We start from the raw sequence: 26445 nt of genomic DNA, 5'->3' as shown, positions 1-26445 counted from the left end.
TCCGGGTCGGGCACCCCGCCTCAGGACAGGATCTCGACGTAGCCGTCGGTGCCGTCGACGCGGATGCGCTGGCCGTCCTGGATGGAGGTGGTGGCGCCGACGACGGCGACGACCGCCGGCAGGCCGTACTCGCGGGCGATGACGGCGCCGTGGGTCATCTGGCCGCCGACCTCCGTGACCAGGCCGGCGACCGCCACGAACAGCGGGGTCCAGCTGGGGTCCGTGTAGGCGGTCACCAGGATGTCGCCCGGTTCGAGGTCGGCCTCCGCCAGGTCGAGCACTACGCGGGCGCGGCCCTCGACGACGCCGGCGGACACCGGCAGGCCGGCCAGGGCGCCCGGCGGGAGGTCGTCGCGGCGGTACGCGCCGGTGATGGCCTCGCCGTCCGAGGTGAGCACGCGGGGTGGGGTGAGCGTCCCGTACGAGCGGAACTCCTCCTTGCGGCGGTCGATCAACGACGCGTCGGCGTGGCCGGTCCGCACGACCTCGTGCAGCTCGTCGAAGCGCAGGTGGAAGATGTCCTCGCGGTCGCGGAGCACGCCGGACCGGACGAGGCGGTCGGCCTCCCCCAGCAGCGCCTGCTTGTAGATGAAGTAGCGGCTGACCATCCCGTACTTCGGGTACTCGCGATACCCGATGAACGTCCGCACCCGGTCGATCTTCTGTCGGGTCTCCTCGGCCTTCGCCGCGCCGTCGGGCAGGCCGCGCAGCCGCGCCAGGATCTCCTGCTCCTTCGCCAGCGCCTCCCGCCGGCCCTCCTCGAAGCGCCGGGCGGCGGCGCCCGGCTGGAAGTTCCTGACGTTGCCGAGGATCACCGGCAGGAGGGTCGAGGGCTGCTCGCTCCACCGCGGGCGGGTGATGTCGATCTCGCCGGCGCAGCGCATCCCGTACGTGTCGAGCCACGCCTCGATGGCGTCGCGGGCCTCCTGGCCGCCGGGCAGCTTCGCCATGTCCTCCAACGAGAGGTCGGCGCGCTCCAGGTAGGCCACCAGCTCCGGGTGCGGGCGGATCACGTCGGCGACGTCCAGCAGCGCCAGGCCCATCTCCGACGTGATGTTGTGCGGCACCGACTGGGTGAGCGGGTCGGAGGCGTTCTTCTCCCCCAGCCACTCCTCGAGCCGCTCGTTGAGCCACCACGCGGCCTCCATCGCCGACATGAACACGTGGTGGCTGCGCCGGTCGAACAGGAGCCGCCGCAGCTCCTGCAGGTCGGCCTGGATGAAGTCGAGCAGCGCCGTCCCGGACAGCGGGCGGATGGCCTCCCGCAGTTCGGCGATCGAGGCCTGGTGCTGGGCGATCAGCTCGGTGACCACGGCCGGGTCGGTCGGGAGCTGCTCCGGTGTGGCACCGGCCGGTAGCGGGGCAGGGGCTTCCCCGTCCGGTGCCGGCGCGATGTACCCGTCGCGGTCGAGGACGGTCCGCAGCGCGTCGCCGGTCAGCGGGTCGGACCTGCCGATCATCTCCAGCAGCGCGGCCCGGCCGGCCGGCGAGGCGACCCGCGCGGTCACGTCGACGAACAGCCGGCCGCCGGCCTCCGCCATCGGCGCCGGGGTCGTCATCTGCCAGAACGAGAGCCCGAGCGGCTTCATCGCGTCGGTCATCATCTGCTGGTGGCCGACGGAGAGGTAGACGTGGTTGCCCCCGTCGCCGGTCTCGGGGACCGGGAACAGGGTGGTGATCGGCCGGCTCTGCACGACGTGGACGTCGTCGCCGGACAGGCACCACTCGATGTCCTGCGGGCGGCCGAAGTGCGCCTCGATCCGCCGGCCGAGCCGCGCGAGCCGCACGACCTGCGCGTCGGTGAGCGCGGGCCGCGTCTGCTCGGCGGGGTCGACCGCCCGTTCCAGCGTCCCGCCCGCCGGCGCGGCGTCGACGGCGAGCGCCTTGACGCCGATGGTCCTAGCGACGACGGCGTCGTCGCGCACCGTGAACGAGTCCGCGTTCACGAGACCGGACACGAGCGCCTCACCGAGACCGTGGACCGCCTCGACCCGGACGTCCCGCCGGTCGCCGGTGACGGGGTCGGCGGTGAACAGGACGCCGGCCGCCGCCGGGAACACCATCCGCTGGACGACGACGGCCATCTGGACCGTGCCGTGCTCGATGCCGTTGCGTCGCCGGTACGAGACGGCCCGGTCGGTGAAGAGCGACGCCCAGCACCGGCGGACGTGCCGGAGCACCGCCTCCGGGCCGGTCACGTTCAGGTAGGTGTCCTGCTGCCCGGCGAACGACGCCGACGGCAGGTCCTCCGCCGTCGCGCTCGACCGCACGGCGTACGCCTCCTGCTCCCCGAGCCGCCGCAGTGCGCCGGTGATCGCGGCCACCACGTCGTCGGGAACGGCGGCCTCCTCGATCGCACGGCGGATCCGCGCGTTCGCCGCGGCCGGGTCGTCCGCGTCCGGCCGCGACAGCTCGTCCAGCGGCGGCAACGCCGCCATGACCCGCCGGAAGGCGGCCGTGGTCACGCAGAAGCCGGCCGGCACGCGGACACCGTCGATCCGCGTCAGCGCACCAAGATGTGCGCCCTTGCCGCCGACCGCACCGATGCGCGCCTCGTCGACCTCGTCCAGGCCCAGCACGTACTGCTCCGGCATTGTGCATCCCCCCTCGCTCCGGCCGACGATTCTGCGCCAGGACCCGGGTCTTGCCGCAAGACCCCCGGTGCGGTATACGTTAGAAGTGGCGAGGGGTTGTCTCCTTGCCTTTCGTTGTTTCCGGGCCGTCTCGCGGACACCGTCGGTGGCGGTGCGGATGCGGGCCGCCGCGCCGGTTGAACAGCAGCTGACAGGCCGATTACCGGCGAGTGCAGCCCTTGGTGACGCGGGTCCGGTCGCTGATGATTGACGCCGTGGATCACGGGGATGCCGCACTGCCGTCCGACACGGTCGGGCCACTCGCGCGGCCGGTCGGTGTCGTCGAGTCCACCATGCGGTGCGAGGACCTCGACCTGATGTTCCGTGCGGACCCGTCGCTGCACAGCGTCGCGGTCATGTACCTCGACGGCGGCATCGGCCTCATCAACCGCGCCAGGTTCGCCCAGCTGATGTCGGGCCCGTTCGGGTACGGGCGGGCGCTGTGGGCGAGGACCCCGGCCGGGCGGACCGCCGACCCCGCCCCGATGATCGTCGAGGAGACCGCGCTCGTCGCCGACGTGTGCGAGCAGGTGAGCCGCCGGGATCAGGTCCGCCGCTACGACGACGTGCTGGTCCGCCGCCCCGGCGGCCGGCTCGCGCGGGTGTCCGCCGCCCGGCTGTACGAGACGCTCGCCGCCCTCATGGCCGTCCAGGCGATCCGCGACCCGCTCAGCGGGCTGGCGAACCGGGCGCGGTTCCTGCACCGGCTGACCGCCGCCTGCCGCGACGGCGACCGGTCCGGCATCACCGTCGTGTACCTCGACCTCGACCGCATGAAGCACGTCAACGACACGCTCGGGCACGCGGTCGGCGACCGGCTGATCGTCTCCGTCGCGCACCGGCTCACCGCGGCCGCCGACCCCGGCAGCGTCGTCGCGCGGCTCGGCGGCGACGAGTTCGCGGTCCTGACCCGCCTCGGCGCCGGCTCCCGTCAGGACCACGCGGCGCTCGCCCTGGGCGAGCGGTTCCGCCGGGCCGTCGCCGCGACCGATCCCGCGCTGCCCGCGGGCGCGCACAGCACGGCGAGCGTCGGCGTCGCCGTGGCCGGCCCCAGAGCCGACGGTGCGACGCTGCTGCGGGAGGCCGACGCCGCCATGTACCGCGCGAAGCAGGCCGGCGCCGACCGCGTCCAGGCGGTCCACGGCGTCGGGGCGCTCGCCGACGGCCACGGCGACGACGTGCTCGCCGCGATGGACCGGGGCGAGCTGCGGCTGTTCTACCAGCCGATCATCGGCATCGACGACGGGCGCGTCTGGTCGGTGGAGGCCCTTGTGCGGTGGCAGCACCCGCAGCGGGGTCTGCTCACCCCGGACCTGTTCCTGCCGGAGCTGCGGCGGGTCCGGCAGCTGCCGGCGCTGGACCGCTGGGTGCTCGACCGCGCCTGCGCCGACGTCGCGCGGTGGGACGCGGTGCTCGGCGACCGGGCGCCGCAGTCCGTCAACGTCAACCTCACCATCGACACGCTCGGTGCCGCCGAGCTGACCTCACTCGTGCTGGACTCGTTGCGCCGCAACGGCTCCGCGCCGAGCCGGCTGCGGGTCGAGCTGCCCGAGTCGGCGGACTTCGCCCAGCTGCAGGGCACCGTCCACCAGCTGCGGGACCTGCGCGACGCGGGCGTCGGCATCGTGCTCGACGACATGGGCGCCGGCTCGGCGACCCTGCGCAACCTCTCCGCGCTGCCCGTCACCGGCGTGAAGATCGACCGGTCGTTCGTCGCGGGCATGCTCGACAACCGCAACGACTTCGCCGTCGTCAAGCTCCTCGGCGACCTGGGCCGCAGCGTCGGCATCGACGTCACCGCCGAAGGCGTCGAGGCCGACGAGCAGCTGGAGGCGCTGCGGCAGCTCGGCGTCCGCTTCGCGCAGGGCTACCACCTCGGCCTGCCCGCCCCCGCCGAGCACCTCACCGCCCTGCTGCGCACCGGCGCCCGCCCCCGCGGCGTGGCGAGCATCCCGGCCGAGCTCGCCGGCCGCCACCGCCGCTGACGCTCTCACGACGGGACACCGCCGGAAGGTCGCGGCACATTACGATCAGCCGATGTCTTCGCGTCCGCGGCTGGTGGTGGCCCTCGGCGCGGCCGTCGCGGTGGGGATCACGGTCGTGCGGGACCAGGCCGAGCGTGTGGAGCTGCACGTCCGGCTCGAGGAGCCGCGGGTCGGCGATCAGCTCGGCCGGAGCGAACGCGATGGTCATGGCCATGGCACGGTCCTCGTCGTAGATCGCCGGCCCGGCCGATCCCAGCGCCTTGACCCGCCGGTCGGTGACCCCGCGCCGGCCCCAGCCCAGGAAGTCCTCGCCGGTCCAGTCGTCCGGCTCCGCCGCGTACGCGGCGAACGCCTCCCGCACCTCCGCGTACCAGGGCTCGGCCGTGACCCGGCTGCCCGGCCCATCCACGCCGGCGCAGCGGAAGGTCGCGGCCTCCAGCAGCCCGGTCCGCTGTCCCCCGGGCGACCGGCCGGCCGCAGGCGAATCGACGCCCCTCTGGTTTGTGCCGGAGGGGCGGGGCAGGATCGACGGCATGACGAGGACCCGCCTGCTGATCGCCGCCGTGCTGGCATGGTGCCTGCCGGCGTGTTCCGCGGCCCCGGCGGTCGAGCGGCCGGCGGACGTGCCGGGGTCGACGCTGACCGTCGCCCTCGACGGCCGGCCGTTCAAGCTGCACCTGCCCACCTCGTACGCTGCCGGGACGAAGCTGCCGCTGGTGGTGCTGCTGCACGGGTACGGGTCCGACGCGGGCGAGGCGGAGCGGTACTTCGGGCTCACCGCCGAGGCCGACCGCCGCGGGTTCCTCACCGCGATGCCCGACGGCACGAAGAACGGCAGTGGCCGGCGGTTCTGGAACGCGACCGACGCGTGCTGCGACTTCGGGCGCGCCGGCACCGACGACTCCGGATACCTGCGGCGGCTCATCGACACCGTGAAGTCCGCGTACCCCGTGGACCCGGGCCGGGTCTACCTCGTCGGGCACTCCAACGGCGGCTTCATGGCGTACCGGATGGCCTGCGAGCACGCGGACACCGTCACCGCGATCGTCTCTCTCGCCGGTGCCGTGGCGCAGGATGCCGCCGGGTGCGCACCGTCCCGGCCGGTCGGCGTCCTGCAGATCCACGGCACCGCCGACGACACCATCCGCTTCGACGGGGGCCTGAACGGGAACCGGCCGTACCCGTCCGCCGCGGCCTCGGTCGAGCGGTGGCGCCGGTACAACGGCTGCTCGGACCGGGCCGCGGCCCGGGCCGCGCCGCTGGACCTCGACTCCGGCCTGCCCGGCGCCGAAACCGTCGTGACCGCGTACGAGGACTGCCGTGCCGGCGGCCGGGTGGCGCTGTGGTCGATCCCGGACGGCGGCCACGTGCCGTCGCTGTCACCGGCCTTCACCGCGACGGTCGTCGACCATCTGCTCGCGCAGTCCCGCTGAGCACGGCCCCCGGCCGTTCACAGCGGGCCCAGCACCTCCTCGGGCGGCGCGTCCAGCGCGAGGGTCGCCAGCACGCCGAGCAGCTGGCGCTCCTCGTACCGGAAGTGGCTCTCCATGATGGCGGCGACGCCCTCCAGGTGACGGTCCAGCTCGGCGACCGGCGCGGCCCGGCCGACCGCGGCCTGCAGGCCGCCGAGCAGGTGCGCGATCATGGAGTGGTCCTGGGTGAGCTTGCGCAGCACCGGCCCGAGCTCAGGGTGCGCCGCCTCGATCGCCGGGAACAGGGTGCGGTCCTCGCCCCGGTGGTGCCCGTCGAGGGCGGTGCAGAACCCGTGGCAGAACAGCAGCAGCTCGCGGGTCGCCGGATCACCGGCCCTGCCGTCTGCGACCGCCCCGCGGATGAGGTCCAGCGCCTCGCGCAGGCGCGCGTGCACCTGGCGAAGCTCACGGCTCCAGGCGACCAGCCTGGTCGTCTCGCGCTCAGTCACGCGAAGACGAAGGAATCGACGTCAGCATCGTCGGTCTCCCTCGGTCCGGCGCCTCCATGCCTGGCACGGTCTGCCACCGGCACGCGACGCTCCCCGCAGCCTAACCCACGGGCCGGCCGCATCATGCGACCGGCCCGATCGGGCGGTCAGGCGAGCAGATGCAGCTCGGCCGGCTGCGTCTCGTCGTTGGCGTGCGCGTACTGGCCCAGGTTCGCGTCGTAGGTCTCGCGCATCTCGTGGATGGTGCCGCCGTAGCAGCCGGGCAGGTAGTTGGTCTAGGTGGGCTGCGGGTCGCCGGCCTCGAAGCCGGTGCTGAAGCCGGTGGCGGCGGCGGCCGCCGGGGGCGGGGCGGACAGGGCGGTGAACAGGCCCGCGGACAGGGCGGCGAGGGCCACCCAGCTCCGGGCACGGCTGCGCTTAACAGTCGGACACTTACGAAGGTGGGTCGCAGGCCACTGCCAGGCGGCTGCCAGCTTCGGCGGTCAGGTTGTGAGGGCAAGCGACCACCAGGGAGGTTTCGAACGTGGAACAAGCACCGTCATACGAAGGCCGCGCGTACACCCGGCCCGAGGAGGACCTGTTCGACCAGGGGCTGGGCTTCGACCTCGGCACGATGGTGCGGCGGCGGCAGTTGCTGCGGGTCTTCGGCCTCGGCGCCGCGGCGATCGGCCTGACCGCCGCCTGCGACTCCGGCGACGGCGGCAGCGGCGGCAGCAGTACGCCCAGCGGCGGCGCTAGTTCGTCGGCCGCGTCGTCCGCGACCGGTGAGATCCCCGACGAGACCGCCGGCCCGTATCCGGGCGACGGCTCCAACGGGCCGAACGTGCTCACCACGAGCGGCGTCGTGCGCAGCGACATCCGCTCGTCCTTCGGCACCGCGAGCGGCACCGCGGCGGGCGTGCCGATGACCCTGGAGCTCAGCATCGTCGACCTCGCCAAGGGTGCGGCCACGCCGTTCGCCGGCGTGGCGGTCTACGTCTGGCACTGCGACCGGGAAGGCCGCTACTCGCTGTACTCCGAGGGCGTCACCGACCAGAACTACCTGCGCGGCGTGCAGGTCGCCGACGCCCAGGGCAAGGTGAAGTTCACCAGCGTCTTCCCGGCCTGCTACTCGGGCCGCTGGCCGCACATCCACTTCGAGGTGTACCCGGACCAGGCGAGCATCACCGACGCGTCCAAGGCGATCGCGACCTCCCAGGTCGCCCTGCCGAAGGACGTCTGCGACAAGGTCTACGCCACCACCGGCTACTCCGCCTCGGTCCAGAACCTGTCCCAGGTCACCCTGCAGAACGACAACGTCTTCGGCGACGACGCCGGCGCCCTCCAGCTCGGCACTGTCACCGGCGACGTCACCAGCGGCTACGCGGTCTCCCTGACGGCAAAGGTCGACACCACGACGACCCCGACCGCCGGCGGCGCCCCTCCCGGCGGCGGCCCCGGCGGCGGCTCCGGCGGACCTGGCGGCCCTCGTCCGAGCGGCCCGCCGCCGAGCCGTTAGGCGCCTCCGCGCCAGGCCGCGATCAGTTCGCGCACTCCGAGGGTGCCGAGCACGGTGGGATGGCCCGGGACGAGCGCCCGGGCCATGCCGTGCGCGGCGTCATGCCGGGTCTCCGGACCACCCTTCGGGGGTGGCCACTGCGGCATCCTCATCGCCGGCCGACCAGATCTCCACGAACAGGCCGTACCCCGCGCCGACGACGAACGTCGTGTCGCCGACCCGCGCCTCACACAGTGCCCGGTACCAGCCGGCGCCGCCCGTCGGCGCTCAGGACGCCGGCCTGCTCCCCGGACAGCGGGTCCCGCAGCCGCACCCCGCCGACGCCAGCATGGTCCGGCCGCCGACCTCGACCCGGCACACGGCGTACACCGGATGCCCGAGGCCGGCAAGGGCGTGCGGATGCTCACCCGTCTCCGCGTCCCACCCGTGCCCGTGCCCGTCCTGCCCCGCCGTCGCGACCAGCACGCGGTCGCCGGCCCGCACCGCGCACACCGCCTGGAGCGCACCCCGGGCGCCGGCCAGCACCCGCACGAGCTGCCAGGTCCGCGGGTCCCACAGGCGGATCCCGCCGTCGGTGCTGACGGAGGCGAGCAGGGTCGCACCGGCGACCGGCACCGGGCAGCCCCGGCGCCGCGGCCCAGCCGAGCCGAGGCCCTGCCGGTGACGGGATCCCGGAGCACGAGGGTGCCGTCGTCGCCACCGCTGGCGAGTCGCGGCGCACCGTCGACCTCGAGGGCACACAGCGCGTGGACGGCACCGCGGTGCCCGGTCAGCGCGTGGACCCGCCGCCGGTCACCGGATCCCACCGGCGGATGACGCGATCGTCGCTGCCGCCGCCAGCAAGCGGCCGGTCCCCCGCCCGCACCTCGCACAGGGCGTGCACCATGCCCGAGGCGGGCAGCACCAGGGCGGTCCTGCCCAGCACGCCGCGGCAGGCCTTCGTGGCCGGCTCGACCAGCCCGACGCGGTGCCCCAGTCGCCGACCGCGATCAGCGTCTCGCCACCACCTCGATCGCGCAGGCCGCGCCGCGCCGCGGCCGGGTGCTGAACGCCCCGGCCAGCAGGAACAGCGGCCAGACCGCCGACAGGCCGGGCCACCTCGCCGGCACGGCCGCCCCGGACACCAGGTCCGCGGCCGCGGCCAGTCCGAACGCCGGCACACCGCACCGGACGGCGACCCACGCCAGCCCGCGCACTGCCGTCGTGACGCCGGCGCACCGCACCGAGTCGACCAGCCACACAGCGACCCGGGCCGCCGCCTGGACCACCAGCGCGACCAGCAGCGCGGCGCCCCAGGACCAGAACCGCGGCGCCTCCGCCGCCCAGGCCACCACGAGCAGGACCAGCCAGGCGCCCGCCATCTTGGCCAGGAACATCACCAGCCGCACGGAGGGCCCGTCCTTGCCATGCGCACAACGGTCTCCAGGATCGCCGTGGGGCGTGCTCGGCCCGCCAGACGATGACCGATCGCTATGTCGACGTTGTCGCGCGGCCGGCCGTCACGAGTCGCCCACCGCCAGCGGCGCGGACAGGCGGGCCCGGAGCTCACGGAGGCCACGGGGGCCACGGGAGCGCCGCGGTGCGGCGGCGGGCCGCCCGGTCGCGCTCAGGCCCACCACGACCGGCAGCCCGACGAGCGCGATGAGCCAGCAGGACAGCAGGCGGTAGGCCAGGACGGCGGCCGCCGCGGCCGAGGCGTCGCCGGCGCCGGCGGCGACCAGCGACGCGAGCAGGCTCGCCTCGACGAGGCCGGCACCGCCCGCGACGAGCGGGATCTGGCGGACGAGCTGTCCGGTCAGGTAGGCGCCGACGAGCGCCACCGTGCCGGCGTCGAGGCGGAACGCCTGGGCGACCGCGACGAAGCACGCCAGGTCGCACACCCTGCGCGCGGCGGCCGCGCCGCCGGCGGTGAGCCAGCACCTGGCCGGCAGCGACCAGCAGGCCCGGGTCGTGTCCACGCCGAGGCGGATCAGCGTGCGGATCAGGGCACGCCCGCCGCCGGCGGGCGGGGCGTCCGCACGGTCCGGCACGGTGCGCGGCCGGGTGCCTCGGCACCGGCGGCGGAGCACGACCGCGGCCGCACCCAGCAGCGCCCCGGTGGCCGTCACCGCCAGGAGGCCGGTCACGCTGGTGGACACGGCCACCAGGCACCAGGCGAGGTAGACGAGCACGATCGCCGCGCTCGCCTGGACGCTGGCGAGGACCGTGGTGGCGAGGGCGGCCGCGCTCGTCAGGCCGTGCGCGCGGAACTGGCGGACGGCGAACGCGGTCGACACCGGCCCGCCGGCCGGCATCGCCGTGGACAGGGCGGTCCGGGCGAGCGAGACGCCCACCGCCCGGCCGGTCGACATCGCGCCACCGTAGGCGGCCAGGAGGTGACGCTGCTGCACCGCGTACATGAGCACCGACCCGGCCTGGACGAGCAGCGCCACCGCGAGCCACCACCACTGGGCCGCCAGCAGCGACCGCAGCACGGTGCCGGGATCGGGCAGGGACCCGCGCAGCAGCACGAACGCCACCGCCGCCGCGGCCACGGTGAGGGCGACCCCCAGCCAGCGCCGCCAGTCCCGCAGCCACATGCGCGTACAGTGCGCCAGCGAGATGAGGCCCGGTTGAACGCGACGCGTCGCGTCGACATCAAGGCCACGGCCGCCCGCTGTCGCCGCCGTGGCGTCGCATCGGTCGATGGGACCTTCACACCACCCGCGCGGGGTTTCGAAACGTCCCCCGGCCCACCTCGACCGTGCAGAAATGTGGCTCATACAGTTCGACCCCGATCGATTGTGATCGATTGTGTCGGATCCTGGGAGCGTTCTGTGCGGCCTCAACGCTCGATCGTGCTCGCCGCGGTCCTTGTACTGCCCACCGTCCTCGCCGTCCAACCCGCCGCGGCCCACCGCCGCATCCACCGCCGCGTCCACCGCTGTGGCCGTCTACGAGGCGGAGGACGGCGTCCTGCAGGGTGTCACCGTGCCGGGGTTCTCCGGCACCGGGTACGTGGCCGGCTTCGACGACCCGGCGGACAGCGTGACCATCACCGTGCCCGGCGGGGCGGCCGTCCTCGCCCACGTCCGGCCGCAGCCGACCGCCGGGGCCATCGTCTTCGACGCCGCCGGCCTGCGGTTCGTCGATCACCGCGCGCTGCTGCACCTGCACCGGTACGCGGAGCGCGCGGGCGCCGACGCGATCCTGCACACCTCGCTGAGCACCGTCGCCGACCTCGCCGCGATGATCTGTGGATCGCCCACCAGTCCTGCAGCCACATCACGCTCCACCGGACCGTGACCGGCTGCACGGTCCGCATGACCGCCGGCCAGCCGTACACCGGCTGACGTGGCCGGCGGCCCGGCGGCGCCCGCCGATCACCCGGCCGCTGCCTGTCCGGCGCTCGCCTGTGGCCGGCGGAGATCGGACGTCGTGCCCGGCCGGACCGGGTGGCGGCCCGGCCGGGATCGCGCCGCAGTGGTCAGCTCCTCCTCCACTGCTGGTTGGTACCGCCGTTGCAGGGCCAGATGATCAGCTTGGTGCCGTTGGCGGTGCCGTTGTCGTAGGCGTCGAGGCACTTGCCGGAGCCGGTGCCGACGATGGTGCCGTCGCTGTTGAGCGTCCACTGCTGGTTGGTGCCGCCGTTGCAGTCCCAGATCTGCACGGCCGCCCCGTCGGCGGTCGACGCACCCACCACGTCCAGGCACTTGTTCCCGTACACCTGCAGCTGCCGCGAACTCGTCGCCGTCCACCGCTGGTTGGCGCCGCCGTTGCAGTCCCACAGCGCGACGAGGGTGCCGCTGGTGGTGGTGTTATTGGGCACGTCGACGCAGCGTCCGGACTGCACGCCGCGGATGACGGAGCCGCTGAGCGGCGTCCCGCAGGTGGTCATGCCCGAGGTGTACGGGCAGACCACCGACGCGAACCCGCCCCGCTCCAGCAGCGCCACCGACAGGGTGTCGGCGCTCGTGACGGTCCGGGTCTCGCGCAGCAGGTTGCCGCCGTTGTCCCGCACGGTCTCCAGGAACCACTGGCCGGAGCCGAGGAAGGACAGCGGGGTCTGGAACGTCTTCGCGGCGATGGCGGAGATGCCGCCGAGGTACCAGGTGCCGCCGTTGCGCCGGGCGAAGTACGCCTCCCGGCCGGGACTGCCGCCGAGCAGCCGGGTCTCGTCCCAGGCGGTCGGCAGCTGGTTGAGGATCCGCATCGCCTCGGGCTGCGACTCGTAGCTCTCCGGGTTGTCGCCGAGGTGCTGCCAGCCGGACTCGAAGACGATCGCGGTCGCGAGCTCGTGCGCCCGGGTGGTGTCGCGGTTGTACGGGCTGAAGATGACCGGCGTGAAGTCCATGCTGGCGATGGCGTTGCGGGTGAACGGCAGGATCGTGTTGAGCCCGGCCCGCAGGTACTGCTCGGCGCCGTGCACCGCCTCCGCCGTCATGACGTGCGGCCAGGTGCGCTGCATGCCGCGCGGCGTCGCCGACCCGTGGAAGTTGATCATCAGCTGGAGCTCGGCGGTGCGGGCGAGGATCGCGTCGTACCACTGCAGCGTCGGCTGCGTGAACTCGTAGGAGAAGTCGACCTTCACGCCGGCGACGCCCCAGCTCTTGATCAGCGGTAGCCACTGCTCGCGCTGCGCGGAGGTCCACAGGGCGTTGGAGTTGAACCACAGGATCACCTGCACGTTGCGGGCCCTCGCGTACGACACCACGTCCGGCGCCCAGCTGGACTGCCAGCCCTCGTCGATGAGCAGGTAGCCCCAGCCGTTGCGGGCGGCGAAGTCGATGTACTGCTTCTGCCGGTTGGCGTCCGAGGGGCTGGCGTGCTCGGTCAGCCATGACCAGGTGACGGTGTCGGGCCTGACCCACGACGTGTTGCCCACCCGGGACGGCGCGGAGAGGTCGTCGACGATGGTCGAGGTGGTCACGCCGGCCAGCGAGCCGACGGCCGCGGTGCGCCACGGCGTGGACAGCGGCAGGCTGGCGGTGATCGCGCTGCCGAGCGAGGCGGTGTAGGTGCCGGACCCGCTCTGGTGCGCCAGGCTCATCGCCGCGTACCGGCCGTCGAGGTCGGCCTCGGCGACCAGCGCGTACGTCCCGGCGACGTCGAACAGCGCCGGGTTGCGGAAGGTGGCGGTCGCCGCCGCGCCGGCGGTCGTCTGGAACCAGTAGCCCTGGTCCTCGCGGTGCGACGGCACCAGCCACGCGTTGGTGCCGGCCGGCACGGTCCAGGACGAGGCCTCGCGCTGCACGGTCACGGTGCCACTGCCGGGCAGCACGTACCGGTAGGCCGCGCCGGTGTCGGAGGCACGGACGACCACGTCGAGCCGGGCGCCGCCGGCGCCGGTGAACGACAGCGTCGACTCCGAGTAGGTGGTCGACCGGTTGCGCTGCTTCCCGGTGGTCATCGAGTAGGCCTCGGTGACGGTCCGGTTGGTGCGGGCCGTGAAGGTCAGGCTCTTCGTCAGGTCGGCGGTGCCGGTCACGATGCCGATCGCCGACGGGGACAGGATCGTGCGGCCCTGGTTGGACACGGAGAAGCTCAGCGTCCCGTTGTCGTTGAGCGTGACCTGGGCGGCCGTCGGGGAACCGGCGGACGGCCCGGTGACCGTCCAGCTGGTCGCGGCCGACGCGGGCTTCACCGCGAACGCGATGCCCGCGGTCAGCACCGCGAGCACGAGCGTGCCGCGGAGCAGGGACTTGTGATGTCGCATGGGGGGTCGTCCTCCGGAGGGTTGGCGGAACCTCGGACGGGGCGAGCTGGGCGGCGCCTCGGATGTCAACGTTGTCAACAACGGCGGCGTTGACTTACGTTGATACGTGCGCGACTTTGCAGCCATTGAACATCTTGATCATGAGGGTGTCAAGGAGCCGCTATGCCACGCGACATCCGTCGAACCCGATCCCGTAGAGCGACCTGCCAACGATGACATGTTGCCGTTTGCTGTGGTGACTTTGAGTCTTCGAGTTTGAACTTGTTGGACGACTCGTCACGTTTCAACACACCCCTCACCTTGGAGAAGTCCCATGACCGACCTCCGGCTGTCCCGCCGTGCCGCCCTGCGGGGCCTCGCCGCGGCGCCCGCGTTCTCCGGCGCCTCCACGCTGCTGTCCGCCTCGCGCTTCACCTCGACACGGCGTTCATCGAGCTCGACGGCACCGAGGGCACCGACGGCGCCAACGGCGCCGGCGTCCCGGCCAACGTCGACCAGGAGACCGCCGGGCTCAACCGCGCCGTCCTGCCCGTCACCGAGCGCGTCGTCTGCAACGCGGACCACACCGCGTGGCACCGGCGGGGCGACCACCACGTCATGCCTGCCGGGGCGCTCCTGCTCGTCGACACCCTGGTCCGCGCGGACCTCCGCGACGACCTCACCCTCGGCGGCGTCCGACCCGTCGTCGCCCACGGCCGGCGGCTGAGCACCACCTGATCCCCGCCGCGGCGATCCGCATCACCGGCCACTCGCCGGGTACCCGGAGAGGATGACCCAGGCCTCCACGACGGCAGCGCTCGGCGCGCAGCGCTTCGTCGAGCTCACCACGTTCAAGCGGGACGGCACCCCGGTCGCCACGCCCGTGTGGATCACTCCGGACGGCGACACCCTCGTCGTGACCACGCACGCCGCCAGCTACAAGGTCAAGCGCCTGCGCCGCAACCCCCGCGTGCGGCTGGTCCCCTGCACCCGCACCGGCAAGGTCGACGCCACCGGACCGCCGGTCGAGGGCACCGCCGAGATCGTCACCGACCCGCGTGAGGCCGCCCGCCTGACGGACCTGGTCCGGCGCAAGTACGGCCTCGAGTACCGCCTGGTGATGCTCATCGAACGCCTCGCCACCCGCCGCCGCCGGGACCGGGTCATGCTGCGGATCACGCTGCCGGGCTGACCCGGCTCAGCTCACCTGTCACGCCCTTCCGGCAGCTCCCGGCAACTCTTCGGCGAGAGCGAGGATGATGCCGCCCGGCCCGCGGAGGTAGCAGAGCAGGTAGACGTCCTCGAAGCGGGTCACCTCACCGACCAGCTCCGCGCCGTGCGGGCGGAGGCGGGCGAGGGTGTCCTCGATGTCGTCCACGGCGAACATGACGCGGTGCAGGCCCAGCGTGTTCGCCGGGGTGACCGCCGGCTCGGGGACGATCGACTTCGGGCTGTGGTACGTCGCCAGCTCCAGCCGGCCCGGGGCGCCCGGGATCCGCATCATCGCGATCTCGCTCCGCATGCCGTCGATCCCGACGACCTTCCCCGCCCAGCTGCCCTCGATCGGCGTCCTGCCCTCCAGCTCCATGCCGAGCTCGGTGAAGAACGCGACGGCGGCGTCGAGGTCGTCCACGACGATGCCGACGTTGTCCATGCGCTTGATCGTCATGCTGCCGAGCATATGGGCGCGCGGCGCCGGACCGCAGGCCGGCACCGTGCGGGACGTCGCTCAGGCGGGCCTTGACGGCGGCGGCCATCGCCTGCTCGCCGGCGCCGTCGCGGCGGTGACGGCGGCGATCTGGGCGGGGACGGGCAGCCCGAGCGTGCCCTTGCCGGGCCGGATCGGTCAGCCGGTCCCGGCCAGGTACGCGTGCACCGCCGAGACCACCACCGAGCCCTCGCCGACGGCGGAGGCGACCCGCTTGACCGATCCGGCCCGGACGTCGCCGACGGCGAACAGGCCCGGCACCGACGTCTCGAACGCGCCGCGGGTCACCACGAAACCCTTCTCGTCGAGGTCCGCGCCCACGTCGTGCAGCCAGGTGGTGCGCGGCTGCGCCCCGATCATCAGGAACAGCCCGCCGGCCTCGATCTCGACCTCCCGCCCCGTCGCCCCGTCCCGCCAGGTGAGGTGGGTGAGCCGGTCGCCGCCCCGCGCGCCGGTCAGCTCCGACCGCGAGTGGACGGTGATCCGCTCGTGGTGCAGGAGCCGCTTCGCGAGGTAGCTCGACATCGTCTCGGTCAGGTCGTCGCGGCGGATGAGGACGTGCACGCGGCCGGCCTGCCGGGCGAGGAACAGCGCGGCCTGGCCGGCCGAGTTGGCTCCCCCGACCACCACGACGTCGCGGCCGAGGCAGGCACGTGCGTCGATCTCCGTGGCCGCGTACGAGACGCCGCGCCCCTCGAGCTCGGCGACGCCGGGGACCGTCAGCCGCCGGTACCGGACGCCGCTGGCGACGACCACGGCACGGGCGGCCACGTCGGTGTCGTCGTCGAGCCTGACCCGGAACCCGTCCTGGTCCCGCGCCAGGCCGGTGACGGATCGGGGCGAGACGAGCCGGGCCCCGAACTTGACGGCCTGCAGCATCGCCGAGCGGGCCAGCTCGCCGCCGGCGATCCCGCGCGGGAAGCCCAGGTAGTTCTCGATCCGCGACGACGTGCCGGCCTGCCCGCCGGGGGCGACGTCCTCGACGACCACGACGTCCAGGCCTTCGGAGGCGCCGTAGACGGCGGCGGCCAGACCGGCCGGGCCGGCGCCGACGACGAGCAGGTCGCACCGCGCGTGCTCGGGCAGCCCGCACAGGTCGAGGCCGACGGCCGTCGCGAGGTCGCGGGGGCTCGGGTCGGCCAGGACCCGCCCCTCCCCGGTCACCACCGCGGCGCCCTGGGCCGGCAGCGCGCACTCCGCCGCGACCTCGCCCCAGGCGGGCGGGTCGGAGCGCAGCACGACCCGGAACGGGATGTGGTTGCGCGAGGCGAACTCCCGCAGCCGGCGCAGGTGGTGGTCGTCGTCGCCGGCGAGGACGAGGCCGCCCTCGCCCCAGCGGCTCAGCATGCGCCGCCGGGCGTCGAACGCGGAGATCAGCAGGTCGCCGAGGTCCACGGTGGTGGCGATCAGCCGGCGCAGCTCCTCGATGGGCACCCGCAGCAGCGTGGTGCCCGGCATCGCCACCCCGGCGAGGAACGCCGACTGCCCCATGAGCATGCCGAGCTCGCCGACGAAGTCGCCGGGCTCCACGACGACCACGACCCGGTCGTCCCGGCGGTCCACCAGGCACAGCCCGCCGGTCTCCACGACGTACAGGTCGTAGGGCTCGCCGCCCTCCCACAGCACCTCGCCCGGCGACGGGTGCACCACCTGTCCGGCCGCCTCCAGCAGGGCGCGGTCCTCCTCGCCGAACGCCGGCCACGCCTGGGTGTCGTCCGGCGAGCTGGACCGCCGGGATGAGTACCGCGTCCGCGCGTCGGGGACCGGGACCGTGCTCATGTGCGTGCCTCCCTGTTGGCGACCGGACGTCGCAGCAAGATACCGGAGTGCGAGGATGGCGGCCGATGGAGTCGTACGTCGAGCACCCGCCGGTGGCCGCGTTGGCGGAGGTCGTCCGCACGGTGTGGATCCAGCGGACCGGCGACGTGGCGTACGCGCAGCGGCACCTGCCGACCGGTGGGGTGGAGCTGCACTTCCCGATCGGCGGGCGCCCGCGTCTGCTCGGCCCGCTGACCGGTCCGCAGGTCGAGGTGATCCCCGCGCGGACCACGGTGGTGGGCGTGCGGTTCCTGCCCGGGACCCCGCCGCCCCTGCCCGTGGCCCTCGACGACCTGCTCGACCAGCGCCCCGGCCTGACCGACCTGTGGGGAGCCACGGCCGACCGCCTGGCGGAGGCGATGGCCGGCGCCCGGACGCCGGAGCGGGCGCTCGCGCTCCTGCAGCGGCACCTCCTGCGCGAGCTCCACGGCGACGCGCGCGTGGATCCGCTGGTACGGGAGGCCGTGCGGGCGCTGATGCCATGGTCGCCGGTCACCGTCGACGCCGTGGCCGGCCACCTGGCGCTGTCGGTGAGCCAGCTGCGCCGCCGCTGCCTGCGGGCGGTCGGGCTGAGCCCGAAGGTCCTGCAGCGGACGCTGCGGTTCCAGGGGTTCCTGGCCCTGGCCCAAGCGGGCGCGGCCGGCGTCGCGGGCCTCGCGGCCGACCTCGGCTACGCGGACCAGGCGCACCTCAGCCGGGAGTGCCTGAGGCTGACCGGTCTCACCCCGCGCGACCTGCTCGGCGGCGAGGTCGACCGCTGCGCGTGCGGCCACGACCACTCGGCCTCCTACGGGCCGTTCCTCAAGGGCCGCCGTGCGCGATTCGTTCAAGACCCGGCCGGAGCCCGCGGTATCTGATCACGTCATGATCCTCGTCACCGGTGGGCTCGGCATGATCGGCGCCCACACCGCCCGCGCGCTCGCCGACCTCGGGCATCAGGTCGTCGTCACCGCGCACCGGCGTGCGGAGGTGCCGTCGTTCCTCCCCGGCCGGGTCACCGTCGAGACCCTCGACGTCACCGACCGCGACGCCTTCCTCGCCCTCGCCGGCCGCCACCGGATCAGCGACATCGTCCATCTCGCCGGATCGATCCCCGGCGGTGACGACCCGGTCGGCTACTTCCGCCGGGACATGGCCGGGCTGCTCAACGCCCTCGACGCGGCCCGCACGTGGACGGTGCGCAGGTTCGCCGTCGCGAGCAGCATCGGCGTGTACATCGGCCGGCCCGAGATCCCGTGGCACGAGGGCCTGCCGCTGCCCGCCGCGCACCTGCCGCACCTGATCGTCGCGTTCAAGAAGGCCGTCGAGCCGCTCGTCACCCACGCCCTGCACGGCACCGGCGTCCAGCCGGTGCTGCTGCGGATCGGCAGCACGTGGGGGCCGCTCATGGACCCCGAATCGCCGTTCAACCCGATCCCGCCGTACATCAGCGCCGTGCTCCGTGGCGAGGAGCCGCCGCCGCTCCTCGCCGACGACGGCGGCGACACCTGCTACGCGCCGGACGCGGGCCGCGCGATCGCCCTGCTCATGACCGCCCCGAACCTGCGGTACGACACGTACAACGTGTCCAGCGGCCGCCCGTTCACCTACCGGGAGGTCGCGGACGCGCTCGGGGCGCCGGTGCGGTCCGGGGGTGCCGGCGCCCACCCGTACCTCGACATCACCCGCCTCACCGAGGACACCGGCTTCAAGCCGGAGTTCGACACGGCCGCCGCGGTCGCCGACTACGTCGCCTGGCGGTCCGCCAACCCCCGCTGAAGCAGCGCGTCCCGCACCTCGTCGAGCGTGTCAGGGATCTCCGCGCCGACCGTCGGCAACTGCCCGGGGCCGAGACGGGCCTCGTGGTGTCGATCGACGGCGACCAGGCCGGCCGCGCGGCCGCCGATGCCGCGTTCGAGTTGCTCCGGCAGCCGCCGTCGTCCAGCCAGCTGCGCGCCGCCATTGATCTGTGGAGGTGGGGCAGCGGGATCGACGCCGGTCGCCGTACGGTGCGGCGGCCGGAGGTGAACACAGGGGTCTCCGGCTTCCCTGCCGGAGGTTTCCATGACAAGAACGCCGCTCCTGGCGGTCGCCCTCAGCGTGGTGTGCGGTGTCGCGCTGTCCGCCGCGCCGGCCTACGCCGCGCCGGGCACGACACCGGCGCCCGCCCACCGCCATGCCAGCGGCCTGCTGGTAGCCGCACCGCAGACGACCCCGCCGAAGGCGGCACCGGACACGGTCGCGACTGCGCTGCACGACGCGTGGGAACGCGCCGAGCAGCACCCGGACCTGCTCGGGTACCCGTGGGCGGACGCCTCCGGCGTGGTCGTCGACGGCGTCGGCGCGGCGGGTGAGCGGTTCGCCCAGCAGTTCCGCTCGGCCCGCGGCCCGGCCGCGGCGCTGCGGACCCGCACCGTCAAACGCAGCTTCGCCCAGTTGGAAGCGCTCAAGCACGAGATCATCGGCCTGACCTCCGCGGATGTGCCAGACGGTGAGACGATCTGGGAGACGGTGCCGGACGGCGCGGGCAACCGGGTGATCGTCACCGTGGAACGGGAGTCCGACGCATTGCTCAACGCGTTGGCGAAGCGGTACGGCACCGAGGCGATCGTCGTGCGGGTCGACGGGAACCGGCCCAAGACGCAGCCGCTGGCGGACCGCAACTACGACGGCAGCCCGTTCTGGGGCGGGGCCCAGAACAAGGCGCAGTACACCTGCACCAGCGCGTTTCCGTGGGTGTCCGGGTCGACGCCGATGATGGTCACCGCCGGGCACTGCTCCCCCACGGGTGGCACCGTCCTGACCCCCGTGCACGCGATGGGGCTTGTCACCCCGAACAGCCGCGAGAGCTGGAACAACGGCACCGGCACCGTGTACCTGACCGGGCAGGGCACGTACCGCGGTGACATCGCGCTCGGTATCGCCGCGAAGGGCATCTTCAGCGGCGGAGGGGGTGGCGGCAGTGACGCCTGGGGCGGCGCGACCGACCCGTGTTTCAGCGTGTTCACCGACATCTGGGACGCCTTCTACGCCTTCCCCGGCACGTTGAAGACGGTGTGACGATGCCACGGCGGTCACGGCGGCGTGTCCTGATCGCGGTGACGGCCGTGGTGCTCCTGGCGGCCGCGGCGGGTCTGGTGTACTGGCGGGCCCGCGACACCGGCTACCTGGCGATGACCAGCGAGTACGAGCGCGGCACCGATCCCCGGGTCGTGACGGTGCGTCTCACGATCGGCCCGGGCGACCGGGTCCTGCGGCACGAGGTCGCCGAGGACGACACCCGGGTGCGGATCTCGGTGTGGGTCCGCAGGGCGAGCGACAACACTCCCGGTGGCGGGGTTTCCGCGGACCGGACCGTCACCCTGCGGCAGCCGCTCGCCGGCCGGGTGGTCGTCGACGGGCACGGCACCGTGATGCGGGAGCGGCCGGGCTGACCGGCGGCTGGTTGCCCGCCGCTGACACCACCCGCCGGACCTGCCGATCGGGCGCCCGGATCGCGGCCCGGACCCGCTCGCCGAGGACCGCGAACGGCTCACCCGGCAGGTCCTGGTCCAGGTCGACCGCCACGCCGGCACGGCCGGCCTGCACGGCGCCGGCGGTCGCGGTGAACGGCGGGAGCCCGCCGACCTCGTCGTGCAGCGCGCTGATCAGCGCCGCCCGCCGCGCCTCGCCGACGTCGTCACCGGCCACACCGGTGACCATCTGCATGGTGGCGTGCAGCCACGGCTCCGACACGACCGACAGCGCCGACGGGTACCGCGCCAGGACCTCGTTGCTCTGCGCCACCAGCCGCCGCAGGTCCGGGTCGGTGTCGAGGTCGGGCAGCACGTACACGTGCCACCGGCTCCGCTCGGCCCACGTCCGCTCCGCCGTGATGAACCGTTCCATCGCCGCATTCTCCCCGTTCCGCGTGCTCTGGCGTCGCGGGGCGCTCAGCCGTGGGCGAGCTTGGCGACGGCGACGGCGAGGGAGGTCTCCCGCTCGAAGTGGCCGCCGTGGGTCGGGCTGATGCCAAGCTGGTACTTCGAACCGTCGGCGGTGCGGTGGAAGATCTTGGTGGTGTGCTGGGTCGACTCGACGGTCGTCAGGTCGAAGGTCAGCACCTGCGGGGCGGGCGCGACGAACAGCAGCCGCCGGGACGTCAGCGCGAACACGCTGTTGATCGGGCTGTCCATCCAGGTCACGGCGCCGCCGCAGAGGTGCCGGACCTCCTCCGCCGCCGCCGGCAGGTGGTCGCGCAGCAGCGTGAGGGCTTGCGCGCAGGGGCCGGCCAGCTCCTGCCGGACGTCCGGCGGGCAGGCGGCGACCGCCGCGTCGATGTCGGTGCGTCCGGGCCAGGGCCCGGGCTGCGCCGGCGGGGCGGGCACGGCCGGCTGGCTCGGGAACGCCGACGCGGACTGGGCGGGTGTGGGCCGGGTGTAGTTGATGCCCATGGGTCCTCCTACCGGTGTCCCCTCTCTGACGGACCGCGGCCGCTCAGCGGCCGTCGAGCGGCAGCGGGACCAGGACGTCGGGCAGGCCGGCGTCCGGCCAGGCGCACAGCAGGTCGAGCGAGGCGCCGCCGGGGTCGGGCAGGACGAACTCGATCCGGGACCGGAAGGCGTCCGGGCCCCCGCCGGCCGAGCCGCTGCCGTGCGGCGCCCAGACCGCCTCCCCGTCGTGGACGACGCCGACCCTCGCGCCGGGGAGCTCCGGTGGCCGGTCCGGGCCCGGGACCACCGACATGGCGGCCGCTCGTGGGCCGCGGGCCACACTCAGCAGCTCCGCCGACAGGGCCCCGTCGACGGCGGTGAGGCGGGTCAGCGCGACCACGGCGTCGGCGCCGCGGCTCAGCACGCGCGGACCGGCGACGATCCGGCCCGCCTCGACGGGCGGCTCGCCGCGCGGGCCGTCGTGCGTGCGGTGGCGCAGCGACGCGGGCACCGGTCCGGCGTCCACCGGCGCGTCCCAGATCGAGACCGTGCCACGCTCCACGGAGTCCTGCGGTGGCAGCGAGAGGTCCACGACGGACTCCGGGAACCCGATCTCGGGCCACGCCAGGACGAGCGAGGCATGGTCGTACAGTGGCGGAAAACGCAGCGTCGTGCGCAGGCTCGGACCGTGGGTGCCGCCGAAGTGGTCGCCGCCGCTGGAGCTGGTGCGCGACCCGAACACCCAGTGTGCGCGCCCGTCCTGGTCGAGCCGGCCGACGCGGAGGTCGAGGCCTTCGTCGTACGCCGGCAGCAGGCGCCGCGGCGCCGGCACGACGCGGTCACGTCCGGCGCGGATGCCGGCCTGGCGCTCGGTCGCGCCGCGGCGGTCGAGGGGTTGGCGGGCGAGCAGCTCCACCTCGAGGCCGGTGGGGCGGGAGACGGCGCCGACGATGCCGACGCTGAGCTCGGGCCGCCGCACGACGAGCCCGCCGCGGTGCGCGAGGACGCCGAGCGTCTCATCGATGGGCATGCGTCAGGGTAGCTCGTCGAGCAGGCCGGCCTCCCGGGCGAGGAGCGCGGCCTGGACGCGGTTCTCCAGGCCGAGCCGGGTGAGGATGCGGTTGACGCGGCTCTTCACGCCGGACTCCGACAGGTCCAGGGTCCTGGCGATCCGCGCGTTGGACAGCCCGCGCCCGACCAGCACCAGCACCTCCAGCTCCCGGGCGGTGAGGGCGGTGAGGCCGTCGACGGCGGCCGTCGCGGGCGGTGCCTGGAACGCCTCGGCGATGCGGCGGGTGACGGCTGGCGCGAGGACCGCGTTGCCCGCGGCGACGGCCCGGATCGCGTCGCAGAGCTGGTCCGGCGACGCGTTCTTCAGCAGGAATCCGCTCGCCCCCGCCCGCAGCGCGGACTGCACGTACTCGTCGAGGTCGAACGTCGTCAGCACGAGGATCTTCGACGGCACCGCCGCGCCGAGGATGCGCCTGGTCGCCTCGACACCGGTCAGGCCGGGCATGCGCACGTCCATGAGCACGACGTCGGGGCGCAGCTCGGCGGCGAGGGTCACGGCCCGCTCGCCGTCGGCCGCCTCGCCGACGACCTCGAGGTCGGGCCGCCGGTCGAGGATGGCGCGCAGCGCGGCGCGGACCATGTCCTGGTCGTCGGCGATGAGCACGGTGACCGTCACGGCCCGCCCTCCCCTTCCCATGGGAGCGTCGCCTCGACCCGCCAGCGTCCGTCGGCCAGCGGACCGGTCGACAGGGTGCCGCCGAACAGGGTGACCCGCTCCCGCATCCCGATCAGGCCGAGCCCCGCGCCGGGCATGGGCTGGTGCCCGGCGGCCGGCGGATCGTTGGTCACGCTGATCTCCAGTTGGTGCTTCTCCTGGTGTACGACCACCCGCACCGCCACCGGACCCGCGTGCTTCAGCACGTTGGTCAGCGACTCCTGAACGACCCGGTACGCCGAGACCTGCACGGCGGCGGGAATGCCGGGACCGATCGACACGTCCAGGTCGGTCTCGCAGCCGGCGGCCGTCGCGACGTCCGTGAGCTGCCGCAGGTGTTCCAGCGAAGGCTCCGGCTGGAGGTCCTGCGCGGCGTCGTCGTCCGCCAGCAGCCGCAGCAGGCGGCGCATCTCGGTCAGCGCCGTGTCGGCGGCGGTCCCGATGCCGGCCACCATCGGGTCGTCGGGCAGGACCTCGGCCTTCGCCCGGGCTTGCACGGCGATCGCGCTGACGTGGTGCGCGACCAGGTCGTGCAGGTCGCGGGCGATGCGGGCGCGTTCGGCGGTGACGGCGCGGGCGGCGCTGCGCTGCTGCTCGGCGCGCAGCCGCGCGGTCAGGTCCCGCAGCGCGGCGGCGTCGGAGTGGATGTGCCGCTGCGACCTGCCCAGCTGCCACAGCCCGGCCAGCAGCCCGACGGCCACCGTGACCTCGATGATCCCCGGGCGCAGCGCCGGCGGCAGCGGCGGGCCGGCGATCGGCCGGACCAGCAGGTCGTGGCCGAACATGGCGAACCCCGCGACGGCGACGGACAGCAGGCTCGCCGGCGGCGGCGCGTACCGGGCGACGGCGTAGACCCCGAACCCGAGCGGCAGCCCGTCGCGGAAGCTGATGGCCGGGTCGACCAGCTCGAACGCGACGTAGGCGACGCTGACCGCGACCATCACCGGCCACGGGTGCGTGCGCCGCCACAGCATCGGCGCGGCCTGCGCGACGAGCAGCGTCCACAGTGCGGCGGCGGTCCCCGGGTCGGCGGGCGAGAACGGCGCCCGCGGCCAGTCCGGCGGGCCGGCACTCTGCCGCAGCAGGACCATCGCCACGGCGAGCCCGCAGGCCAGCAGCGCGTCGGCCACCCTCGGCCTGCGCAGCAGCTCCATGATCACCTCCCGTTCGCAGACCCACCCTAGACCGCCGCGTGGGCGGTCCCGGCGAAAGGAATCCAAAGTTGCGCGCGGATCGTCCACGCGGCCGAGGGAGCGCCCACGGGCCGCTCATACCGTCGAGGGACACGACCGAACGAGACCGGAGGACGCACCTTGCGCAGCACCGATGGCCGGCTATGGCCCACTCGTACAGTGGCGGCGGCGGCGACACTCGTCGTCCTGTTCGTCGTCGCACCGGCCTACCTCGCGGGCGGCGACTACACCAGCGAGCGCGCACTGCGCGGCACGGTCCGCGGGGCGTTCGCGGGGTTCTGGGGCTCCGGCGGCGGCGAGCTGACCCCGGCGATGCGGCGGATCGCCGACTACTGGCTGCGCTACCACCTCGCGAAGGCGGTCATCGCCGCGCTGCTGCTCGTCGTGCTGGTGCCGCTCGGTGTGCGGTTGTGGCGGATGTACGTGGGCGCTCCGCGCCGCCGGCTGCTCCTCGCCGGCGTTCTCGTCACCGGGCTCGCCCTTGCGGCGCTGGTGCTCGTGATGGCCAACCTGCAGGGCGCGGCGGAGCCGTTCGCGTCGCTGATGCCGCTGCTCGTCGACACCCCGCCCGACGCCCCGCTCGCCGGCGTGCTGTCCGACGTCCGGCAGCAGCTGACCGGCGTCGTGGACGCGCGCCAGGCACCGTCACCCGCGCTGGCCCGCATGATCGACGACTACGCGCTGTACCACTGGGTGATCGCGGTGATCGCCGCGGTCGTCGCCGCGGGGCTGCTGTCGCTCGGTGTGGTGCTCTGGCGGCGCCGCGGGCCTTCGGGACCGGCGCGCCGGGTCCTCGCCGCGCACGGCGTGCTGTTCGCGGTCGTGGCGCTCGCCCTCGCGGTGGTGGTCGCGGCGAACGTCGGCACCGCCCTGGACCCGGACCCCGCCTTCGCGGCGTTCATCGACGGCGGCTGGTGACCCAGCACGGGACCTTCGGCCCTGCCGGTGCCCGTTGTCACCGGCGAGGGTGGAGGCAGCCAACCGCCGCCGTCACCTTGGAGCATTGATGGAGCACAACGACATCGTCGTCGGGACCGACGGCGGGGCGGGCGGGACGTGGGCCGTCCGCTGGGCGGCGAGCCAGGCGGCGCGGACCGGTGCGCGGCTGCGGGTCGTGTCCGTCCACCACCGCCTGCCGGGCACGCCCGCCGGCTCCGACGTGAGCGGCCGCGAGCGGGCGTGGGCCGTCGTGACCACCGCCGTCGCCGACGCCCGCGGCGGCCGGCCGGCGCTCGACGTGCGGGGCACCGCGCTGCCCGGCGCCCCTGGTGACGTGCTGCTGGCCGAGGCGCGGACGGCGGCGATGCTCGTCGTCGGCTCGCAGGGCCGCGGCGCGCTCGCGTCGGCGCTGCTGGGGTCGGTCGGGGTGCACGTCGCCACGCACGCGACCGGCCCGGTCGCCGTGGTCCGGGGCCGCGCCGACACCGCGATCGGGACGGTGGTCGCCGGCATCGCCGACCCCGCGTCGGCGGAGCGGGTCCTCGCCGCCGGCTTCGAGGAGGCGCACCGGCGTGGCTGCGCCCTTGTCGCGGTCCGCGCCCTCACCCCGACGCCGGCGGAAGCACCCTCGGCCGGACTGGGCACGCTGGTCAGGGCCGACGTGAGCGAGACCGTCACCCGCCTGCGGACGCTGTTCCCGACGGTGCCGGTGGAGGTCGAGCTCACCACGGGCAGCCCGGCGGACGTCCTGGTGGCGGCGTCCCGCAGCGCCCAGCTCGTCGTGCTCGACGCCGGCTCCGGCCCGTCCCTGGACCCGGTCAACCACCACCTCCTGCTCCGCGCCGACTGCCCCGTCCTGCTCCTGCGCGACACCCTCTGACCACACCGGCAGGGTAGTGATGGCAGCTGCTTCCAGCGCGACGCCCTCTGACGCACCGGCAGGGCAGGGGCGCCCCAGA

Annotated in this window: 27 protein-coding genes; 12 read left to right on the top strand and 15 right to left on the bottom strand. The window is 74.3% G+C overall.

The window, feature by feature from the left end; all coding sequences use genetic code 11:
• Nucleotides 1-20: 20 nt before the first annotated feature.
• Nucleotides 21-2594, bottom strand: a complete 2574-nt coding sequence (gene rph, locus ACFY3L_RS02865; RefSeq protein WP_389318069.1) for a rifamycin-inactivating phosphotransferase — start codon at nucleotides 2592-2594, stop codon at nucleotides 21-23.
• A gap of 254 nt (nucleotides 2595-2848) precedes the next feature.
• Here rph and ACFY3L_RS02860 point away from each other — a divergent pair, with 254 nt between their 5' ends.
• Entirely contained in the window at nucleotides 2849-4618 is a 1770-nt protein-coding gene (locus tag ACFY3L_RS02860) for a putative bifunctional diguanylate cyclase/phosphodiesterase (RefSeq protein ID WP_389318068.1), read from the top strand.
• Here ACFY3L_RS02860 and ACFY3L_RS02855 read toward each other — a convergent pair.
• Nucleotides 4536-5153, bottom strand: coding sequence for a hypothetical protein (locus ACFY3L_RS02855; RefSeq protein WP_389318066.1), 618 nt, complete (start codon nucleotides 5151-5153; stop codon nucleotides 4536-4538). The two genes, ACFY3L_RS02860 and ACFY3L_RS02855, sit on opposite strands and share 83 nt — an antisense overlap.
• Between ACFY3L_RS02855 and ACFY3L_RS02850 the strand changes: the two genes are divergently transcribed.
• Nucleotides 5152-6051 (top strand): alpha/beta hydrolase family esterase, encoded by a 900-nt coding sequence (locus ACFY3L_RS02850; RefSeq protein ID WP_389318064.1) that lies wholly within the window; start codon nucleotides 5152-5154, stop codon nucleotides 6049-6051. The genes ACFY3L_RS02855 and ACFY3L_RS02850 overlap by 2 nt on opposite strands.
• Before the next feature lie 17 nt (nucleotides 6052-6068).
• Here the strand turns inward: ACFY3L_RS02850 and ACFY3L_RS02845 are convergent, their stop codons facing one another.
• On the bottom strand, nucleotides 6069-6539 hold the full coding sequence (locus ACFY3L_RS02845) for a hemerythrin domain-containing protein (RefSeq protein ID WP_389318062.1): 471 nt from the start codon (nucleotides 6537-6539) through the stop codon (nucleotides 6069-6071).
• Between the two features lie 523 nt (nucleotides 6540-7062).
• Between ACFY3L_RS02845 and ACFY3L_RS02840 the strand changes: the two genes are divergently transcribed.
• Entirely contained in the window at nucleotides 7063-8037 is a 975-nt protein-coding gene (locus ACFY3L_RS02840; protein WP_389318060.1) for an intradiol ring-cleavage dioxygenase, read from the top strand.
• 267 nt (nucleotides 8038-8304) lie between these two features.
• Here the strand turns inward: ACFY3L_RS02840 and ACFY3L_RS02835 are convergent, their stop codons facing one another.
• The 3 genes from ACFY3L_RS02835 to ACFY3L_RS02825 all read right to left on the bottom strand — a co-directional run bounded on the left by ACFY3L_RS02835 (nucleotide 8305) and on the right by ACFY3L_RS02825 (nucleotide 10616).
• Nucleotides 8305-8652: a WD40 repeat domain-containing protein gene (locus tag ACFY3L_RS02835; protein WP_389318059.1), complete on the bottom strand. Its 348-nt coding sequence runs from the start codon at nucleotides 8650-8652 to the stop codon at nucleotides 8305-8307.
• A 374-nt stretch (nucleotides 8653-9026) separates the two neighbouring features.
• Nucleotides 9027-9425, bottom strand: a complete 399-nt coding sequence (locus ACFY3L_RS02830; RefSeq protein ID WP_389318057.1) for a hypothetical protein — start codon at nucleotides 9423-9425, stop codon at nucleotides 9027-9029.
• 111 nt (nucleotides 9426-9536) lie between these two features.
• Complete coding sequence (locus ACFY3L_RS02825) at nucleotides 9537-10616, bottom strand: lysylphosphatidylglycerol synthase domain-containing protein (RefSeq protein WP_389318056.1); 1080 nt, start codon at nucleotides 10614-10616, stop codon at nucleotides 9537-9539.
• Between the two features lie 346 nt (nucleotides 10617-10962).
• Here ACFY3L_RS02825 and ACFY3L_RS02820 point away from each other — a divergent pair, with 346 nt between their 5' ends.
• Nucleotides 10963-11322, top strand: coding sequence for a hypothetical protein (locus ACFY3L_RS02820; RefSeq protein ID WP_389318054.1), 360 nt, complete (start codon nucleotides 10963-10965; stop codon nucleotides 11320-11322).
• 181 nt (nucleotides 11323-11503) lie between these two features.
• Here the strand turns inward: ACFY3L_RS02820 and ACFY3L_RS02815 are convergent, their stop codons facing one another.
• Nucleotides 11504-13732, bottom strand: a complete 2229-nt coding sequence (locus tag ACFY3L_RS02815; protein WP_389318052.1) for a glycoside hydrolase family 97 catalytic domain-containing protein — start codon at nucleotides 13730-13732, stop codon at nucleotides 11504-11506.
• 300 nt (nucleotides 13733-14032) lie between these two features.
• On the opposite strand from ACFY3L_RS02815, the gene ACFY3L_RS02810 reads away from it, so the two are divergent.
• Together ACFY3L_RS02810 and ACFY3L_RS02805 are read left to right on the top strand one after the other, a co-directional pair.
• A complete protein-coding gene (locus ACFY3L_RS02810; protein ID WP_389318050.1) occupies nucleotides 14033-14449 on the top strand; it encodes a hypothetical protein in 417 nt (138 codons plus the stop codon).
• A gap of 52 nt (nucleotides 14450-14501) precedes the next feature.
• Nucleotides 14502-14903 carry a PPOX class F420-dependent oxidoreductase gene (locus tag ACFY3L_RS02805; protein WP_389318048.1) on the top strand — a complete coding sequence of 134 codons (402 nt, stop codon included), beginning with the start codon at nucleotides 14502-14504 and terminating at the stop codon, nucleotides 14901-14903.
• A gap of 18 nt (nucleotides 14904-14921) precedes the next feature.
• Here ACFY3L_RS02805 and ACFY3L_RS02800 read toward each other — a convergent pair whose 3' ends face one another.
• A complete protein-coding gene (locus ACFY3L_RS02800; protein ID WP_389318046.1) occupies nucleotides 14922-15380 on the bottom strand; it encodes a VOC family protein in 459 nt (152 codons plus the stop codon).
• 177 nt (nucleotides 15381-15557) lie between these two features.
• Nucleotides 15558-17198, bottom strand: coding sequence for an FAD-dependent oxidoreductase (locus tag ACFY3L_RS02795; protein WP_389318044.1), 1641 nt, complete (start codon nucleotides 17196-17198; stop codon nucleotides 15558-15560).
• 65 nt (nucleotides 17199-17263) lie between these two features.
• On the opposite strand from ACFY3L_RS02795, the gene ACFY3L_RS02790 reads away from it, so the two are divergent.
• Together ACFY3L_RS02790 and ACFY3L_RS02785 are read left to right on the top strand one after the other, a co-directional pair.
• Complete coding sequence (locus ACFY3L_RS02790; protein WP_389318042.1) at nucleotides 17264-18094, top strand: helix-turn-helix domain-containing protein; 831 nt, start codon at nucleotides 17264-17266, stop codon at nucleotides 18092-18094.
• Nucleotides 18095-18101: 7 nt separating this feature from the next.
• Nucleotides 18102-18995 (top strand): NAD-dependent epimerase/dehydratase family protein, encoded by an 894-nt coding sequence (locus ACFY3L_RS02785; protein WP_389318040.1) that lies wholly within the window; start codon nucleotides 18102-18104, stop codon nucleotides 18993-18995.
• Here the strand turns inward: ACFY3L_RS02785 and ACFY3L_RS02780 are convergent.
• Nucleotides 18962-19282, bottom strand: coding sequence for a hypothetical protein (locus ACFY3L_RS02780; RefSeq protein ID WP_389318038.1), 321 nt, complete (start codon nucleotides 19280-19282; stop codon nucleotides 18962-18964). The two genes, ACFY3L_RS02785 and ACFY3L_RS02780, sit on opposite strands and share 34 nt — an antisense overlap.
• On the opposite strand from ACFY3L_RS02780, the gene ACFY3L_RS02775 reads away from it, so the two are divergent.
• The gene (locus ACFY3L_RS02775; protein WP_389318036.1) at nucleotides 19281-20276 is read left to right on the top strand and encodes a hypothetical protein; all 996 of its coding nucleotides are present in this window, start codon (nucleotides 19281-19283) and stop codon (nucleotides 20274-20276) included. The two genes, ACFY3L_RS02780 and ACFY3L_RS02775, sit on opposite strands and share 2 nt — an antisense overlap.
• A 2-nt stretch (nucleotides 20277-20278) precedes the next feature.
• The gene (locus ACFY3L_RS02770) at nucleotides 20279-20650 is read left to right on the top strand and encodes a hypothetical protein (RefSeq protein ID WP_389318034.1); all 372 of its coding nucleotides are present in this window, start codon (nucleotides 20279-20281) and stop codon (nucleotides 20648-20650) included.
• Here ACFY3L_RS02770 and ACFY3L_RS02765 read toward each other — a convergent pair.
• Genes ACFY3L_RS02765 through ACFY3L_RS02745 form a run of 5 tightly spaced genes read right to left on the bottom strand, consistent with a single transcriptional unit; the run spans nucleotide 20574 to nucleotide 24508 of the window.
• Nucleotides 20574-21104, bottom strand: coding sequence for a hypothetical protein (locus ACFY3L_RS02765; protein WP_389318032.1), 531 nt, complete (start codon nucleotides 21102-21104; stop codon nucleotides 20574-20576). The two genes, ACFY3L_RS02770 and ACFY3L_RS02765, sit on opposite strands and share 77 nt — an antisense overlap.
• Before the next feature lie 44 nt (nucleotides 21105-21148).
• Nucleotides 21149-21649, bottom strand: a complete 501-nt coding sequence (locus ACFY3L_RS02760) for a hypothetical protein (protein ID WP_389318030.1) — start codon at nucleotides 21647-21649, stop codon at nucleotides 21149-21151.
• A 43-nt stretch (nucleotides 21650-21692) separates the two neighbouring features.
• A complete protein-coding gene (locus ACFY3L_RS02755) occupies nucleotides 21693-22658 on the bottom strand; it encodes a hypothetical protein (protein WP_389318029.1) in 966 nt (321 codons plus the stop codon).
• Nucleotides 22659-22661: 3 nt separating this feature from the next.
• On the bottom strand, nucleotides 22662-23315 hold the full coding sequence (locus ACFY3L_RS02750) for a response regulator (protein ID WP_389318027.1): 654 nt from the start codon (nucleotides 23313-23315) through the stop codon (nucleotides 22662-22664).
• Complete coding sequence (locus ACFY3L_RS02745) at nucleotides 23312-24508, bottom strand: sensor histidine kinase (protein ID WP_389318025.1); 1197 nt, start codon at nucleotides 24506-24508, stop codon at nucleotides 23312-23314. The genes ACFY3L_RS02750 and ACFY3L_RS02745 overlap by 4 nt, the downstream gene beginning before the upstream one ends.
• Nucleotides 24509-24667: 159 nt before the next feature.
• Between ACFY3L_RS02745 and ACFY3L_RS02740 the strand changes: the two genes are divergently transcribed.
• Together ACFY3L_RS02740 and ACFY3L_RS02735 are read left to right on the top strand one after the other, a co-directional pair.
• Nucleotides 24668-25465: a hypothetical protein gene (locus ACFY3L_RS02740; RefSeq protein WP_389318023.1), complete on the top strand. Its 798-nt coding sequence runs from the start codon at nucleotides 24668-24670 to the stop codon at nucleotides 25463-25465.
• Nucleotides 25466-25553: 88 nt separating this feature from the next.
• Nucleotides 25554-26366, top strand: coding sequence for a universal stress protein (locus tag ACFY3L_RS02735; protein ID WP_389318021.1), 813 nt, complete (start codon nucleotides 25554-25556; stop codon nucleotides 26364-26366).
• Nucleotides 26367-26445 lie beyond the last annotated feature (79 nt).

The organism is Dactylosporangium sp. NPDC000521, assembly GCF_042898305.1.
In the GTDB taxonomy this organism is placed as follows: domain Bacteria; phylum Actinomycetota; class Actinomycetes; order Mycobacteriales; family Micromonosporaceae; genus Dactylosporangium.
The sequence above is the reverse complement of the archived record's forward strand: the minus strand, read 5'-3'. Positions and strand labels throughout refer to the sequence as shown.